This window comes from Bacillus xiamenensis (assembly GCF_000300535.1).
GTDB classification, from domain to species: domain Bacteria; phylum Bacillota; class Bacilli; order Bacillales; family Bacillaceae; genus Bacillus; species Bacillus xiamenensis.
The window spans coordinates 14,219-28,053 of the sequence record NZ_AMSH01000043.1 but is presented as its reverse complement, the minus strand read 5'-3'; the positions used below and the strand labels follow the sequence as shown (position 1 = coordinate 28,053).

The 13,835-nt window shown below is 41.9% G+C and carries 20 protein-coding genes; 8 read left to right on the top strand and 12 right to left on the bottom strand.

The features are described from left to right. The first annotated feature begins 462 nt into the window (after positions 1-462). Entirely contained in the window at positions 463-1,713 is a 1,251-nt protein-coding gene (gene gltP / locus BA1_RS13200) for a glutamate-aspartate/proton symporter GltP (protein ID WP_008359815.1), read from the top strand. 38 nt (positions 1,714-1,751) lie between these two features. Here the strand turns inward: gltP and BA1_RS13195 are convergent, their stop codons facing one another. Both BA1_RS13195 and BA1_RS13190 read right to left on the bottom strand, forming a co-directional pair. Then, positions 1,752-2,771: a S66 family peptidase gene (locus BA1_RS13195; protein ID WP_008359812.1), complete on the bottom strand. Its 1,020-nt coding sequence runs from the start codon at positions 2,769-2,771 to the stop codon at positions 1,752-1,754. 65 nt (positions 2,772-2,836) lie between these two features. Further along, positions 2,837-3,712, bottom strand: a complete 876-nt coding sequence (locus BA1_RS13190) for a DMT family transporter (protein ID WP_008359809.1) — start codon at positions 3,710-3,712, stop codon at positions 2,837-2,839. A gap of 297 nt (positions 3,713-4,009) precedes the next feature. Here BA1_RS13190 and BA1_RS13185 point away from each other — a divergent pair, with 297 nt between their 5' ends. Next, complete coding sequence (locus tag BA1_RS13185; RefSeq protein ID WP_008359807.1) at positions 4,010-4,735, top strand: AzlC family ABC transporter permease; 726 nt, start codon at positions 4,010-4,012, stop codon at positions 4,733-4,735. After that, positions 4,732-5,052, top strand: coding sequence for an AzlD domain-containing protein (locus BA1_RS13180; protein ID WP_008359806.1), 321 nt, complete (start codon positions 4,732-4,734; stop codon positions 5,050-5,052). The genes BA1_RS13185 and BA1_RS13180 overlap by 4 nt, the downstream gene beginning before the upstream one ends. Before the next feature lie 36 nt (positions 5,053-5,088). Here BA1_RS13180 and BA1_RS13175 read toward each other — a convergent pair whose 3' ends face one another. Together BA1_RS13175 and BA1_RS13170 are read right to left on the bottom strand one after the other, a co-directional pair. Then, entirely contained in the window at positions 5,089-5,751 is a 663-nt protein-coding gene (locus BA1_RS13175; protein ID WP_008359803.1) for an O-methyltransferase, read from the bottom strand. A gap of 154 nt (positions 5,752-5,905) precedes the next feature. Then, a complete protein-coding gene (locus BA1_RS13170; RefSeq protein ID WP_008359801.1) occupies positions 5,906-6,091 on the bottom strand; it encodes a CsbD family protein in 186 nt (61 codons plus the stop codon). 126 nt (positions 6,092-6,217) lie between these two features. On the opposite strand from BA1_RS13170, the gene BA1_RS13165 reads away from it, so the two are divergent. Continuing rightward, complete coding sequence (locus BA1_RS13165) at positions 6,218-6,769, top strand: GNAT family N-acetyltransferase (RefSeq protein ID WP_008359799.1); 552 nt, start codon at positions 6,218-6,220, stop codon at positions 6,767-6,769. Positions 6,770-6,773: 4 nt separating this feature from the next. Here BA1_RS13165 and BA1_RS13160 read toward each other — a convergent pair whose 3' ends face one another. Next, complete coding sequence (locus tag BA1_RS13160) at positions 6,774-7,361, bottom strand: LysE family transporter (protein ID WP_008359793.1); 588 nt, start codon at positions 7,359-7,361, stop codon at positions 6,774-6,776. A 111-nt stretch (positions 7,362-7,472) separates the two neighbouring features. On the opposite strand from BA1_RS13160, the gene BA1_RS13155 reads away from it, so the two are divergent. After that, positions 7,473-8,027, top strand: coding sequence for a helix-turn-helix domain-containing protein (locus BA1_RS13155; protein ID WP_008359792.1), 555 nt, complete (start codon positions 7,473-7,475; stop codon positions 8,025-8,027). A gap of 36 nt (positions 8,028-8,063) precedes the next feature. Here BA1_RS13155 and BA1_RS13150 read toward each other — a convergent pair whose 3' ends face one another. The 5 genes from BA1_RS13150 to BA1_RS13130 all read right to left on the bottom strand — a co-directional run bounded on the left by BA1_RS13150 (position 8,064) and on the right by BA1_RS13130 (position 11,509). Next, positions 8,064-8,357, bottom strand: coding sequence for a hypothetical protein (locus tag BA1_RS13150; RefSeq protein WP_008359791.1), 294 nt, complete (start codon positions 8,355-8,357; stop codon positions 8,064-8,066). A 350-nt stretch (positions 8,358-8,707) separates the two neighbouring features. Further along, the gene (locus tag BA1_RS13145) at positions 8,708-9,760 is read right to left on the bottom strand and encodes an LLM class flavin-dependent oxidoreductase (RefSeq protein WP_008359790.1); all 1,053 of its coding nucleotides are present in this window, start codon (positions 9,758-9,760) and stop codon (positions 8,708-8,710) included. A 17-nt stretch (positions 9,761-9,777) separates the two neighbouring features. After that, on the bottom strand, positions 9,778-10,401 hold the full coding sequence (locus BA1_RS13140) for a nitroreductase family protein (protein WP_008359789.1): 624 nt from the start codon (positions 10,399-10,401) through the stop codon (positions 9,778-9,780). Next, positions 10,385-10,858, bottom strand: coding sequence for a MarR family winged helix-turn-helix transcriptional regulator (locus BA1_RS13135; protein WP_008359787.1), 474 nt, complete (start codon positions 10,856-10,858; stop codon positions 10,385-10,387). Before BA1_RS13135 ends, BA1_RS13140 begins: the two co-directional genes overlap by 17 nt. Before the next feature lie 108 nt (positions 10,859-10,966). Then, on the bottom strand, positions 10,967-11,509 hold the full coding sequence (locus BA1_RS13130; RefSeq protein WP_174549224.1) for a dihydrofolate reductase family protein: 543 nt from the start codon (positions 11,507-11,509) through the stop codon (positions 10,967-10,969). Positions 11,510-11,701: 192 nt separating this feature from the next. Here BA1_RS13130 and BA1_RS13125 point away from each other — a divergent pair, with 192 nt between their 5' ends. Together BA1_RS13125 and BA1_RS13120 are read left to right on the top strand one after the other, a co-directional pair. After that, positions 11,702-12,097 (top strand): VOC family protein, encoded by a 396-nt coding sequence (locus tag BA1_RS13125; protein ID WP_008359778.1) that lies wholly within the window; start codon positions 11,702-11,704, stop codon positions 12,095-12,097. After that, the gene (locus tag BA1_RS13120; RefSeq protein ID WP_008359776.1) at positions 12,094-12,633 is read left to right on the top strand and encodes a GNAT family N-acetyltransferase; all 540 of its coding nucleotides are present in this window, start codon (positions 12,094-12,096) and stop codon (positions 12,631-12,633) included. The genes BA1_RS13125 and BA1_RS13120 overlap by 4 nt, the downstream gene beginning before the upstream one ends. On the opposite strand, the gene BA1_RS13115 is transcribed toward BA1_RS13120, so the two are convergent. Further along, on the bottom strand, positions 12,630-12,899 hold the full coding sequence (locus BA1_RS13115; protein ID WP_008359774.1) for a YesK-like family protein: 270 nt from the start codon (positions 12,897-12,899) through the stop codon (positions 12,630-12,632). The genes BA1_RS13120 and BA1_RS13115 overlap by 4 nt on opposite strands. A gap of 52 nt (positions 12,900-12,951) precedes the next feature. Between BA1_RS13115 and BA1_RS13110 the strand changes: the two genes are divergently transcribed. Then, positions 12,952-13,425, top strand: a complete 474-nt coding sequence (locus BA1_RS13110) for a GNAT family N-acetyltransferase (protein ID WP_008359772.1) — start codon at positions 12,952-12,954, stop codon at positions 13,423-13,425. Here the strand turns inward: BA1_RS13110 and BA1_RS13105 are convergent. Beyond that, the gene (locus BA1_RS13105) at positions 13,417-13,755 is read right to left on the bottom strand and encodes a GNAT family N-acetyltransferase (RefSeq protein ID WP_272942723.1); all 339 of its coding nucleotides are present in this window, start codon (positions 13,753-13,755) and stop codon (positions 13,417-13,419) included. The two genes, BA1_RS13110 and BA1_RS13105, sit on opposite strands and share 9 nt — an antisense overlap. Between the last annotated feature and the right edge of the window lie 80 nt (positions 13,756-13,835).

The window sequence follows — 13,835 nt, the reverse complement described above, 5'->3', positions numbered from 1 at the left end:
CTCATAAAATAAACTTTGCTCGGCCTATATGAGTCGGAGCCCTAACCTTGTGATCAGTAGTCAAACGCTCTATCCAATTGAGCTACGGGCGCTTAATCAGGCGACTTAATTATCTTAACATATCGTTTTTATTAAGTCAACATCTTTTTAGAACTTGTTGATCGAATGCCTTTGAACATCCGTGTTTCATTTGCGTCATCAGCGACGAATAATAATATACCACGGATCATCTAAAAGGGTCAATACATTTTCCTGAAAAAGTTTACTATTTTTTAAGAAGTGCTCTTTTCTTAGATAAATAGAGATGCGATAGCTCCATTTTCATTTCTTTCTTCATCATTCTAATGATTCTTAAATAAAATCTTTCTAAATCCAAAGGAGGACAAAACATGACCATCTAGAATTTTTATTTATTGGAAAATTCTTAATATTTTCCTGAGCATTTAAAGGAGGTAGGAGATGATGAAAAAGTTCGTCGCTTTTCAAATCATGATCGCTTTGGTGATAGGGGCTCTTATTGGCCACTTCTTCCCTGATTTCGGAATGGCACTGCGGCCAATTGGTGATGGCTTTATTAGATTGATTAAAATGATTGTTGTTCCTATCGTTTTCTCTACGATTGTCATCGGCGCAGCGGGCAGCGGCGGGATGAAGAAAATGGGCAGCCTTGGTTTAAAGACAATCATTTGGTTTGAGGTCATCACGACCATCGTTCTTGGAATCGGTCTATTATTGGCTAATGTTTTAAAGCCCGGCGTTGGACTTGATTTCTCTCAATTAGCGAAGAAAGATATTGGGGAACTAGATGGTTATACTCAAAAAGTCGTCGACTTTAAACAAATGGTATTAGATATCATTCCAACCAATATCGTCGATGTTATGGCTCAGAATGATTTACTCGCCGTCATTTTCTTCGCCATTTTATTCGGTGTAGCCGCAAGTGGGATTGGTAAAGCATCCGCTCCTGTTTTGACCTTCTTTGAATCAGTGGCACAAATTATGTTTAAACTCACACAAATGGTGATGGTAACAGCACCTCTTGGGGTTCTTGCATTAATGGCTTCTTCTGTCGGCCAATATGGCATTGTGTTATTAATCCCTATGATGAAACTTGTTGGAACTGTCTTCTTAGGATTATTTATTATCCTATTTGTTCTGTTCCCTCTTGTCGCACTGATCTTCCATTTTAACTACTTCGAAGTGTTAAAAATGATTTGGGATTTGTTCTTAGTCGCCTTTTCCACCACAAGCACAGAGACTGTTCTTCCTCAGCTCATGGCACGAATGGAGAAATACGGTTGTCCAAAAAGAATCGTTTCCTTCGTGATTCCATCTGGTCTTTCTCTCAATTGTGATGGTTCAAGCTTATATTTATCGGTTTCCTGTGTATTTCTTGCGCAGGCGTTTGGTGTCGATATGAGTTTATCACAGCAGCTCCTGATGATGCTTGTCCTTGTTTTAACAAGTAAAGGCATTGCAGCTGTGCCCTCCGGTTCACTCGTCGTTCTTTTGGCAACAGCTCATGCAGTAGGTCTTCCAGCCGAAGGTGTCGCCATTATTGCCGGTGTTGATAGAATTATGGATATGGCCCGAACAGGCGTGAATGTTCCAGGGCATGCGATTGCATGTATTGTCGTCTCTAAATGGGAAAAAGTATTTCGTGAGACTGCGTGGGAAGTTCCAAAAGCAGGTGAGGAAACAAAAGGAATGTAATGATTTCTATGAAGGAAAGGGCTCGCCCTTTCCCTTTCTTACGGCAAAAATGTTTGCTTCAGCACCGCTTTGCCTCCTTGTTGTATGTGCACTTCTGCATATGCTCCATTAATCAGGGTCATTTGCGGCGGGACGTGTCCACAATCAATATCGTAAAAAATCGGCGTTTGCAGTTCCTTGTGTAATTCTTCATATAGATCCGTATATTCATATCCTTCTACAGGGGCATCTACTGCACTTCGGCCAAACATGATCCCAGAGCAGTGATCAAACCACCCTGCTAATTTTAATTGAACAAGAGATCTCTTCATGCTCGCAGCATTTAATTCGCAGTTTTCGAAATACCAGAGAATGGGTTCACCTTTCAGGAATGTATCTTGAAAGGCTTTGACATCTCCAAAAGGCGTTCCTGCTAAGTGGCGTATCACATCAATGCAGCCGCCCATCAATCTCCCCTTCACCATCATCTCCTGCTGATCAACAGTACGCCATGCGGTTGGCTCGGTTAAATGAAAGACATGTATACTTGGATTGTCATGCTGCCATTCCTTTTGATACATATAAGAAGAAAATTGAGTAACGTCCTTCTTCTCTGGAGTGGAAAGTATTTGTTCCCACATCGCTGTCACCTGATCAAGCTCTTCCCCCCGAAGATCTACAAAGTTCGGTCCATGCGCTGTCGCAATGCCTGTTTTTAATGTCAAGGCCAGCAGAAGTACACTCGTATCTGAGTAACCAAGAATCCACTTTTTTGGCATCACTGAGAAATCAAGATGCTCTAATATTTCAATAAGCAGCTGTCCACCCCATGGCGGGATGATGTGGTCAATCTCATCACTTGTCATCATGATCTGAAGCTCGTTTGCGCGTTCTATGGCAGGGGCTGATTTTGCTTTTTCCTGCTGCCATACCGTCTTTCCACATATAACCTCATACCCTCTATTTTTCATCCGCTCACATGACAGCTTAAACATCTCATGCAAAGATGGTTGTACACCTGAGGACGGGGCTGTAACGCCAATCGTTTGTCCTTTTTGCAAATGCGGATACTGTATCATCCTGCTTCCCTCCCCCTTCTATTCATTGTAAAGAAGATACCCCTTGGTAAAAGGGGCATCTCGTCTTACTCTTTCTGACGCAGTACAGTGTATACACCTGCAAAGATACATAGAATTCCAATGAAAGAGCGTAAACCCATCTCTTCACCCAGAAGCAGCCAGCCAAGGACTGTGCCAACGATTGGTTGAAAGAAGAAAAACAGACCTCCGCTCGCGGCATCCATCAGTTGAAGCCCCCTATTCCACAAAAAGAAAGCAAGGGCTGTTGAGATGATACCAAGATAAAGAATACCACCCCAAATTTCCGGTCTCGCCATTTGCTGCACATCTAAATGTGGCAGACGAAATAGAACAGGCGGAGTTAATACGATAAAGGCAATAATGATCGCATATGTTGTTATCACTGCCTGAGGGTACTTTCTTGGAACCCGTTTCAGCAGAACAGACATCAGCGCCCATGTTAATGCAGCGATCACCAATGAGAGACCGCCAACAAACTCATCTGTTTGAACAGTGACAGGCCCAATCATGGTGAGTACACCTGCTGTAGCAAGCAAGATAGAGACACACTTCCTAACAGTGAATGATTCTTTCAATAGAAAGAAAGCGAAAAGCACCATAAAGGCAGGTGTTGCCGATGTGATGACAGCACCCATTTGCGCAGACGTGTACATCGTACCAATTTCTTGAGTCACGATTGAAAGAAAGTTACCGATCAATCCAATGGCCGCAATAAGCGGGATATCTTTTTTATCTAACCGAAAAGAATATCCTAAACGCCAAATGGTGAACACAAGAACGACTCCTGCTACTGCGTATCTCATCCATACGAGTTCAAGTGGCGGGACAACCGCTACTGCTACTTTGACAACTACGTACATACCACCCCAAATACTAGCGGCTGCCGCTAAGTAAAGGGCTCCTATATATTTTCCATTCATCTTTTTTCCCCTCCGTTACTGGATATATCATTTGCGATATCCACAAACGGAGATCACTCTCCGTTATGGACGGAGGTGATTTGGTACATCATCTTCAAATAAAGGTTTCCATTGCATGACAGTCACCCCAATTGTTATTATTTTCTGATTACTTTATAACAAATTCTGGTTGACTTCAATCCTTTTTTATCGCCATGTTTCTTCATATAATAGAAGTTACATAGGATTGACATGATAAATTCGTTTTCATATAGTAAGTAAAACGATAGACGGTCAAGAGAAAAGGAGTAGAGGTCGTTGGATATTGAAGCTAGAAAACGCATTCCCAGCGCGGGACACGAGCCGTTTTTCGAGGGAATAAAAGATTGTGTACCGACCTTACTCGGCTATATGAGTATTGGGTTTGCCTTTGGAATTGTTGGCATAAGTGCACAATTAAGTATATGGGATATTGCGCTCTTATCCATCTTTATTTACGCAGGCGCTTCACAGTTTATCATCTGCGCACTGCTCGTAACAGGGAGCCCTCTTTCCGCAATTATTTTCACCACATTTATTGTGAATTTGCGCCATTTATTACTCAGCCTTACGCTCGCCCCTCATTTTACACGCTACTCTGCGAAACAGAACATTGGGTTTGGTCTTTTGCTGACAGACGAATCCTTCGGTGTGGCGATGAATAAATTAGCGCAGCAAGGAAGGTTGAATAATCGGTGGATGCATGGACTGAATGTAACGGCTTATTTGTGCTGGATTGCGGCATGTACACTTGGCGGCATCTTTGGACACTGGATCTCAAATCCAGAGGCGCTTGGTCTTGATTTTGCTTTATCGGCGATGTTTGCTGCGCTATTGATCCTTTCTTTGCAAACAGTCCCCAAAAATAAGTTAACCCATCGCCTGTCGCTTGTTTTGTATATGGTCGTTGCGATGTTTGTTCTGCTTCATTTTGTTCCTTCACACGTGGCTGTTCTGTTAGCAACTGTGCTTGTCGCAACCATTGGGGTGGTGACAGATAAATGATCAGCAGCTTTATGATATGGCTGATTCTTGGTTGTATGCTCGTAACCATCATTCCAAGAATCCTTCCATTTATATTTGTTCGGAGTATTCGGCTGCCTGAAGTGGTGCTGAAATGGCTATCGTTTATTCCAATTTGTATATTCACTGCTTTGATTGCTGAACACCTTTTCATACATACAACAACAGGCGTCACCATTCACTGGATGTATCTTGCTGTGTTGATTCCAACGGTGCTTATGGCTGTTTGGACAAAAAGCTTGTCCCTCACTGTTCTGGTTGGCGTCTTGCTGATGGGTACAGCTAGATGGTTTTTCTAAAAGAAAAAGCTTAACCGTTTGCGGTTAAGCTTTGTTTCATTTGACGATTCCGTATATAAACCCGTCATAGCCTTTTTCACCAACAGTTTGAATAGCTGTTGCCTCAATTCTCGGCTCTTGTTTGAGTAAATCAAATAATTCACGAGTTCCCTTCACTCGCTCATCTTGATCAGAGGCATGAATGACTGCTCCATTTCTGACAACATTGTCTGCAATAATGACGGTTCCCTTCTTTGAGAAGTGTAACGCCCACTTCAGATACTTCGGGTTGTTTGGTTTATCTGCATCAATGAAAATCAAATCGAATGGGGGCGTACCCCTCTCTTTTAACTGAGATAAAGTATCTAACGCTTTTCCTTGTAAAATCGTTACCCGTTCTGTCAAGCCTGCTCTGTCGATGTTTTGCTGCGCGGTTTCTACATGATAGCTGACAGCCTCTAATGTCATGAGTTCTCCATCCTCTTCAAGAGCTCGTGCCAGCCAAATGGTGCTATATCCGCCAAGTGTCCCGATTTCTAAAATACGCTTTGCTCCTTTGGTTTTTGCTAATAAATAAAGCATTTTCCCTTGGGCCGGAGACACATCAATTTCTGGCAGCCCCGCTTGTTTATTATTGGTAAGCGCTTGCTCCAATACGTCATCTTGAGCCATCAATTTGTCTTTGATATACTCGTCAACTTTCCCCCATACTTGGTCCATTTCATCCATCTCCCTTGATTCATGTCTTCTACCTAAAGTCTACATGACGTACAAGAGGACGTATAATCAATTCTTTTCACACACCTATTCATTTAATTGATGAAAGGCATGTGATGATGGAGACATGAGGCGAGTACCTACAGCTATGTGTAAACTACTGATTCAGCTTATTTTTCACGTCACCTTTTTTATCTTGAAGCTTTCCTTTTGCTTGATCTTTCTTTCCTTCTGCTTTCAGGTTTTCATGATCTGTCGCTTCGCCAAGCTTTTCTTTCAATTGACCTTTGACTTGATTTGTTTTTCCTTTCGCTTTATCCATATGTCCTTTTTGTTCACTCATTTGCTCCACCTCCACGTTTGATACTGCTTATTTAGCCTTTTTGAACATGACAAAACATCTGAGTGTGCTGCGTGCACGTTTCAGGTATGATAGACATAATGGAATGAAAGGCTGGTGGTCTGTTTAATGATCATATCTGAAAACATGTTCACTGTTCGTGGTTTGACCTATCGTATTCGATCCGCTGCACTAGCAGATGCCAAACCGTTATCTGCTCTCAGACTAAAAATTGATGGGGAAACAGAATATTTAGACCGTGAACCAGGAGAAGCCTTTCTTGATGAAAAAGGATTTGCAGCTCTCATTCAAGAGGATTCTAAGGAAAGCCGGCATCTATTTTTGGTCGCGGACATTGAAGGGGAAATTGTAGGCTTTTCAAGATGCGAAGGGCATTCACTAAAGCGCTTCGCTCACAAAGTGACGTTTGGCGTCGCTGTACAGAAGACAGCTTGGGGCTATCACATCGGGAAAGAGCTTTTATCCGCATCGATCAAATGGGCAGACCAGCAAGGCATTCAAAAGATGTCACTTCAAGTGCTGGAAACCAATCAAAAAGCCATTCGGTTATATGAACACTATGGCTTTGAGATTGAAGGGGTGTTAAAAAAAGATAAACGGCTGGCGGACGGAATGTATTATGATACTGTTGTGATGGGCAGGCAGTGGCCGGCCTCCTAACCGCTTACATGACATAGCCCCAGATCATCGAAAATGCACTATACATAAGCAGAAGTCCCATGACGAGCTGGAACGGCCGTTGATAAAGATTCAAAAAACGCTTGAATACAGAGCCAAATAGACTCCAGCTGAACGTACCTAAAAATCCAATGAGTGCGAGAATCAGCGTCATTAACATGTACTGCATATTGGACTGTCCATATGGCAGAACAAAGGTTGAAATCACCGTTAACCCATACAAGATCGCTTTCGGATTGATAAATTGCAGCAGCATGCCTGGGATAAAATGATTGTAGCGGTCTAGTGTATCGTCATTGCCGCCCTTACTTTTCATGATTTTGACAGCCAAATAAATCATGTAGCCAGCTCCGATGAATGCCATCACCCAGCTTATTTTCGGCATGACTTGATAAAGAATCATATTGAAGAAACCACTCAAACACAAAATGACGAAAAACCCGATACCCACACCTAAACAAAATCGAAATGTTTGCTTGACCCCATATTTGTTTGTAAAGACCATGGCCATGATATTGTTTGGTCCCGGGGTGAAGCTGGTGACAAAAGCATAGATCAGCATTGAAACAATCAAGATGTTACCCCTCTTTCATACGTTATTTAGACCTAAAAGTCTTTATTGCGTATATTACGTTTTATTGTACCATTCGGTCGTTATAAAGCAAATGCAGAAAGGAGTTTTTTGATGGAAGATGTACAATCGATTATTGCTAGAAATGTAAAACATCTAAGAGAACAAAAGAAATTAAGCCTAGAGAAGATGGCTGACATAACGGGTGTGAGTAAGACGATGATTGGACAAATCGAGAGAGGAGAATCAACCCCCACCATCACGACTTTGTGGAAAATTGCGAATGGATTAAAGGTGTCTTTTAGTGAACTCATTTACGCACCGCAGCCTGAAATCAAGGTAGTGCGAAAAGAAGACGGACAGGTTTTAACTGAGGATGAGGGAAGGTATCGTGTGTATACGACTTTTCCCTTTGATGATCGAAGAAAATTCGAAGTGTATCAGGTAGAAATTGATCCCGACGGGTCGTTAAGTGCCGAAGAACATATTGGCGGTACAGAGGAATTGATTACCGTTTTTGAAGGAACGCTTGATTTATCCATCGGTGATGAGCAATATACATTAGAAGCTGGCGACTCTATTCGTTTCAAAGCGGATCGTGCCCATGAGTATAAACAATCAGGAGAACAGATGGTCCGAATGCAAATGATTCTTTATTATCCTCATTAAAAAAGCTGACAGGCTTGTCCACCTGTCAGCTTTTATTTATTCAAACCCCGGATCACGCACAACCGTTCCAGTAAATGTGACGTTGTATTTTCCAAGGCCTAACTCTTCAATTGATGATTGATATAAAATACCGACCCAGCCATCCTTTGCATATGTAATACTTGATGGGATATTTGACGTCGTATAAGTTCTTGTTTCCGAGACCGTTCGACTCGCTTGAACCGTTATGTCACTGTTCGCTTTCTCTTTTGCTTCCACCGGGACAGTAGTGACCCCAGCACCTGTTAAAACGATTGCTCCAACCAAAACAGAAGACATGACCTTTTTCATAAAAAAATCCCTCCCTTTTTTTGTTGAACATATTAACCATACCATAATCTAGAACTTTCGTAAGTTATTTTTTCATTTTTTTGAAAATTATGATATGATTGTCTTATACTGGATAGAGATCGTTACATACTACTATGATTTTCTCCTCATCTCATTCTAGTGAAACAATTGATAACGGAGGTGATTTCATGAAAAAATGGCTCATCTGTTTTCAACTTGTTTTCCTCTTTACCTTGACGGCCACACCACTTGCTTCTGCTGCTTCATGTCCTACAGTGAAACCATGTGTTATTGATCCTTAAGCATAAGAAAAGGTCGATCAAGCCTATTCACTTGATCGACCTTTTTGTTTATTCTTGCTCTGCTTCCCAGCGGGTAACTTCTTCTCTTACTTTAGGAGTGACTTCTTTTCCAAATAGCTCAATGGCTTTCAGCACTTGATCATGCGGCATTGAACCAACTGGTACATGCAGCATGAAGCGTGTGATTCCTACATTTTTTCGCAGATGAATGACTTTTTCTGCAACAGTATCTGGATCTCCCACATACAAGGCACCTTCTAACGTTCTCGCTGCATCGAACGTAGAACGAGTATAAGGTCCCCAGCCTCTTTCTCTTGCTAATGTATTCATGACATGCTGTGTAGAAGGGAAAAATTGATCTGCTGCCAGCTCTGTTTCTTCCGCTACAAACCCATGTGAATGTGAAGCAACTGTTAATTTCTCAGGATCATGTCCCGCGTGAACAGCGGCTTGCTTGTATAGCTGAACAAGCGGTGCGAATTGTCTAGGACTACCACCAATGATGGCAAGTACAAGCGGTAACCCTAATAATCCAGCACGTACGACAGATTCTCTGTTTCCTCCGCTGCCAATCCAAATTGGAAGCGGGTCTTGAACAGGTCTTGGATATACGCCAACATCCTGGATGGCTGGACGGTGCTTTCCGCTCCACGTCACACGCTCTGACTGCTGTAATTTCAACAGTAAATCTAATTTTTCTTCAAATAATTCTTCATAATCATTTAAGTCATAGCCAAAGAGCGGGAATGATTCAATAAATGATCCTCGGCCAGCCATGATCTCTGCACGTCCGTTAGATAGTCCATCTAATGTCGCAAAGTCTTGAAATACACGCACAGGATCTGCCGATGAAAGGACTGTGACAGCACTTGTCAGGCGAATATTCTTTGTTTGCGTGGCTGCCGCTGCTAATACGACTGCTGGATTCGATGCGGCGAAATCTTTACGATGATGCTCTCCTACTCCAAATACATCAAGACCTACTTGATCTGCTAAAATAATTTCTTCTACGACTTCTCGAATACGCTGTGCGTGGCTGACTGTTTTCCCTGTTTGAAAATCAGGTGTTGTTTCTACAAATGTACTAATTCCTAGTTCCATGGATGGAACCCCCTATCTTATAAATATGTTACAAATTCAGAGACAGGCTTTCGGTAGCCTCTCGCTTGTCTGCTTTCTACTTTTTCTTTTCCGAGCGTGATCATTAACACAGGAACCAGATCGGATTCGATGTTTAACACTTTTTTCATTGCTTCGGGATCAAAACCGATCATCGGGCACGTATCCCAGCCCTTGTTTTTGGCGGCAAGCATAAATAGCATGGCAGATAATGAAGCATTGCGAATCGCTTCTTCTTTCTGAAAATCTGACCCTCTCTGCTCATAAAAACTCTTTGTCTCTCTGACCATTTCCTCATATTGCTGCGCATTTAAGATGCCGAGCATTTTTAGGCCTTCATAAATGTTTCCTGCTTGCTCATAAGCTTTCGGATCGCCGAGCAAAATGATCGCTGCTGAAGCGGAATGCACTTTATATTGTCCAAAGGCTGCTTCCCTTACTTGTTCTTTCAGCTCTTCTGATTGGACAACGACATATTGTGTATGCTGTAAATTAAAGGCTGAAGGTGCCAGCTTCACTTCTTCAAAGATGCTGTTAAGCTCTTCTCTCGAAATCGAGATATTTGGTAAAAAATTGGATGCTGATCGTCTTTCACGTACCAATGTATCAAAGCTGAGTGTCATCCTGTTTCCCCTTTTCATGAAGTTGTTTTGCACCTAAACCGATTTTTTTTAGCAATTCAATGAGCTGCTCTTTTTCTTCTGATGTAACAAAGGACAGATTTTGTGAAATGACATCTGTATGTTTTGGAAAAATGTCGTCAAATAGCTGCTTCCCTTTATCCGTCAGCACTACATGGAATACACGTTTATCCGTGGGTGCACATTGCCTTTTGACCAGTTCTTGTTTTTCTAGCTTGTTGACCACATATGTAATGCTTCCGCTTGGAATGGACAAGATCTCACTGATTTTTTGGACGGGATGCGGTCCTTTACTATAAAGCAATTCAAGGATTTGAAAATTTTCAAATCCGATATCATAGCGTTCAATGTCTTTTTGGATATTTGTAAAAAGGGCTTGATAGGCTTTCATCCATACACGGAAAAGCCTTAAGTCTAATTCATGTTCTGGCTGCACCATGGCAACTACTCCTTTTTCAAGAAATCCTAAAACTAGGATAAATTTATCCTAACACTAGGATATTTTCTTGTCAACGTGTTTGTTTCATCAAAAAAAGACCACCTCAGGTCAGTGATCCTCTTCTTTTAAGACAACATGCATTTCAGCTATTTGCTTATATTGTCGTACTTCTTTTAATGAAAATCTGGATTCCATATCCGCTGGGGAAAATAGAGGAATGCCTCTCCCAATCATGACAGGTACGATTTGAAGATAAAGCTCATCAACCAATCCTGCTTTTATGAAAGATTGGAGCAGTTCCCCGCCGCCGACAATCCAGATATGCTGACCTGTTTCATTTTTTATTTTCTTCACAAATGATAGGATATCTTCGCGAATGATGTGAGTTCCTTTCAGACTGTCTTGTAAAGTACGTGACATGATATAACAAGTCTTTCCTTCATAAGGAAACTCCTCTGGTGACAGCTGAAGAACCTGTTCATATGTATTGCGCCCCATGATCAGCGTATCAATTGACGCATAAAAGTCATCATAGTTCGTATCTTCTTCGCCCTCTGTCCCTATTAGCCAATCGAGCCGGTGATCCTCTCTCGCTAAATAGCCATCAATACTCATTGCCCCATAAAAAAGCAATTTCCTTTTCTGACTCAATCTCATCACTCCTTAACCTAAATAAGAACACACATTCTATTTTGATTGTATCAGAAAGGAAAGACAAAGGATACATGGATTTGTCATCATCCAGATTCATGTCTTCAACACCGTGATTCAATAAGGTATCCTCTTCAGGTAATGATATAATAAAATCAGTTCAATCAATGATCATACTTGGAGGAGAGGCTGATGATACGACGACTTGATCATATCGTATTGACTGTTCAACATATGGAGGAAACCATTCGCTTTTATACAACCGTATTAGGAATGAAGGAAGAAACTTTTGGAGAAGGCCGTAAAGCCCTTCGTTTTGGTTTGCAAAAAATCAACCTTCATGAAGCCGGACATGAATTTGAACCAAAAGCGGCTCACCCCCAGCCTGGATCTGCTGATCTATGCTTTATCACCGATTTAGATATGGACAGTTTGCTGCTGCATTTGCGAAAGCAAGTTGTTCCCATTGAAGAGGGACCCGTAAAGCGAACAGGTACATTAGGTCCGATTGAATCCATTTATATCCGTGATCCTGATATGAATTTAATTGAAATCTCCCGATATATAGAGGAGGATGATCCATCATGAGTCGTTTATTTTTGAGACCGATTGAAGAGCCAGATTATCCTGGTATCCATCGAGGTTGCCAGCATGAAGAAACTCTTTACATGACTGGCACACGCAAAACGTTCACACTAGAGGAAATTCGTTCAGCCTATACCCGCTTTCTGCAGGATGACAGTAGACGGGACTTCGCCATTTGTCTGCTTGACACAAAGGAGATGATTGGGGATGCGGCGATTGTGGACATTGATCCAATCAATCATACGGCCAGCTTTCGCATTGCACTTCATGGACCAGAGCATTTTCACAAAGGCTACGGGACAGAGGCGGCTCGGATGGTTCAAGCATTCGCTTTTGATACATTAGAACTCAACCGCCTTGAGCTTGAAGTCTTTTCCCATAATCAAAGAGCTTTTCGAAGCTATGAGAAAGCCGGATTTCAATATGAAGGAAAAAGACGTCAAGCGTTCTATTTCAACGGGACTTATTCAGATGTCATCATGATGGGCATCCTGCGTGAAGAATACAATCAAATCAACAATCAAGATACCCCCATCTAAGAAGCGTCATCTTTTTTTAAAAAAAGAAGCCCTGTGACGATGATCAAACAAATCATAGAAGATAGAACGATAGAGACGCCTGATATACTAAGCATCATTCCTTCCCATCTGCCAATGAAGAAACTGCTCACCAATAAGACCAATCCAAACAAGGTGATACATATCGGAACAATTAGCCCAGCATGGCGGTGTCTTCGCCTTTTTCCTGCCCACCATGAGAGGCAGAGCACAACGATCGTAAAAATAGCGGTTTGCAGCCAGAACATATAACAACAACTCCTATTCTCTTTTTATCCTACGACAACGGAGGTTTTTCCAATGAACATTAGACCTATTCAACCACAGGACAATCCTTTTATCGCGGACATTATTCGTCAGTCATTAGAATCAGCGAATCTTGCGATTGAAGGTACAGCCTATACAGACCCACATCTGGATCAGCTTTTCGAATACTATCAATCATTGACTCATGCAGCCTATTGGATTACAGAAAAGCATGGTGAAATTGTTGGCGGCGTTGGCATCGCCCCTTTCACAGATAGCATATGTGAGCTACAAAAGCTTTATTTAAGTCCAAAAGCACAGGGAAAAGGGGCGGGCAAGAAGCTGTTGGATACGGCACTGCAATACGCCTCTACATATTATGATGCCTGTTATTTAGAAACCCGACGTGAATTAAAAGCTGCTACTGGCCTTTATCAACGGTATGACTTTTCTCTGCTTTCTAAGCCACTTGAAGGCTCGGAGCATTCTGCCATGGATGCTTGGTATCTCAAAACCTTCTCAGCGTGAGGCATAAAATAAGACATACGTTTTTGTCCAATGAAATCCCAGCTTCTCTGCCAATTTGGCTGAGACTAGGTGATGGACATCGCAATCCCAATGAGGCGTCTTCCCTTTTTCAACACAGATGCTGATCATTCGCTGAGCTGCTAACAAAGCCAATCCTTTTCCACGGCAGGGTTCATCTGTCCAAATATCGATTTCCACACGTTTTTCACTTGAAAAAATAGAGATACATTCGCTGAACACATCTTCACCATCTACAACGGCCACCCCGATCCCATTGGATAGAAAATGATCTATTTCTCCCCAATAGGCTTCGTAATAGCTAAAGTGCATATTTGTGAATGGAGGGATGATTCTGTATCTTATGGATCAACTTATATAAAGGAGCGATTCAAATGATTAAGGAAATGAAA

Coding starts and splice junctions, on each gene's coding strand:
- BA1_RS13155 (WP_008359792.1), top strand. CDS start 7,473: ATGGAAGATGTACAATCGATTATTGCTAGAAATGTAAAACATCTAAGA.
- BA1_RS13180 (WP_008359806.1), top strand. CDS start 4,732: ATGATCAGCAGCTTTATGATATGGCTGATTCTTGGTTGTATGCTCGTA.
- BA1_RS13140 (WP_008359789.1), bottom strand. CDS start 10,401: ATGACACTCAGCTTTGATACATTGGTACGTGAAAGACGATCAGCATCC.
- BA1_RS13135 (WP_008359787.1), bottom strand. CDS start 10,858: ATGGTGCAGCCAGAACATGAATTAGACTTAAGGCTTTTCCGTGTATGG.
- BA1_RS13170 (WP_008359801.1), bottom strand. CDS start 6,091: ATGAGTGAACAAAAAGGACATATGGATAAAGCGAAAGGAAAAACAAAT.
- BA1_RS13110 (WP_008359772.1), top strand. CDS start 12,952: ATGAACATTAGACCTATTCAACCACAGGACAATCCTTTTATCGCGGAC.
- BA1_RS13175 (WP_008359803.1), bottom strand. CDS start 5,751: ATGGACCAAGTATGGGGGAAAGTTGACGAGTATATCAAAGACAAATTG.
- BA1_RS13120 (WP_008359776.1), top strand. CDS start 12,094: ATGAGTCGTTTATTTTTGAGACCGATTGAAGAGCCAGATTATCCTGGT.
- BA1_RS13105 (WP_272942723.1), bottom strand. CDS start 13,755: ATGCACTTTAGCTATTACGAAGCCTATTGGGGAGAAATAGATCATTTT.
- BA1_RS13150 (WP_008359791.1), bottom strand. CDS start 8,357: ATGAAAAAGGTCATGTCTTCTGTTTTGGTTGGAGCAATCGTTTTAACA.
- BA1_RS13145 (WP_008359790.1), bottom strand. CDS start 9,760: ATGGAACTAGGAATTAGTACATTTGTAGAAACAACACCTGATTTTCAA.
- BA1_RS13165 (WP_008359799.1), top strand. CDS start 6,218: ATGATCATATCTGAAAACATGTTCACTGTTCGTGGTTTGACCTATCGT.
- BA1_RS13115 (WP_008359774.1), bottom strand. CDS start 12,899: ATGTTCTGGCTGCAAACCGCTATTTTTACGATCGTTGTGCTCTGCCTC.
- BA1_RS13190 (WP_008359809.1), bottom strand. CDS start 3,712: ATGAATGGAAAATATATAGGAGCCCTTTACTTAGCGGCAGCCGCTAGT.
- BA1_RS13195 (WP_008359812.1), bottom strand. CDS start 2,771: ATGATACAGTATCCGCATTTGCAAAAAGGACAAACGATTGGCGTTACA.
- gltP (WP_008359815.1), top strand. CDS start 463: ATGAAAAAGTTCGTCGCTTTTCAAATCATGATCGCTTTGGTGATAGGG.
- BA1_RS13125 (WP_008359778.1), top strand. CDS start 11,702: ATGATACGACGACTTGATCATATCGTATTGACTGTTCAACATATGGAG.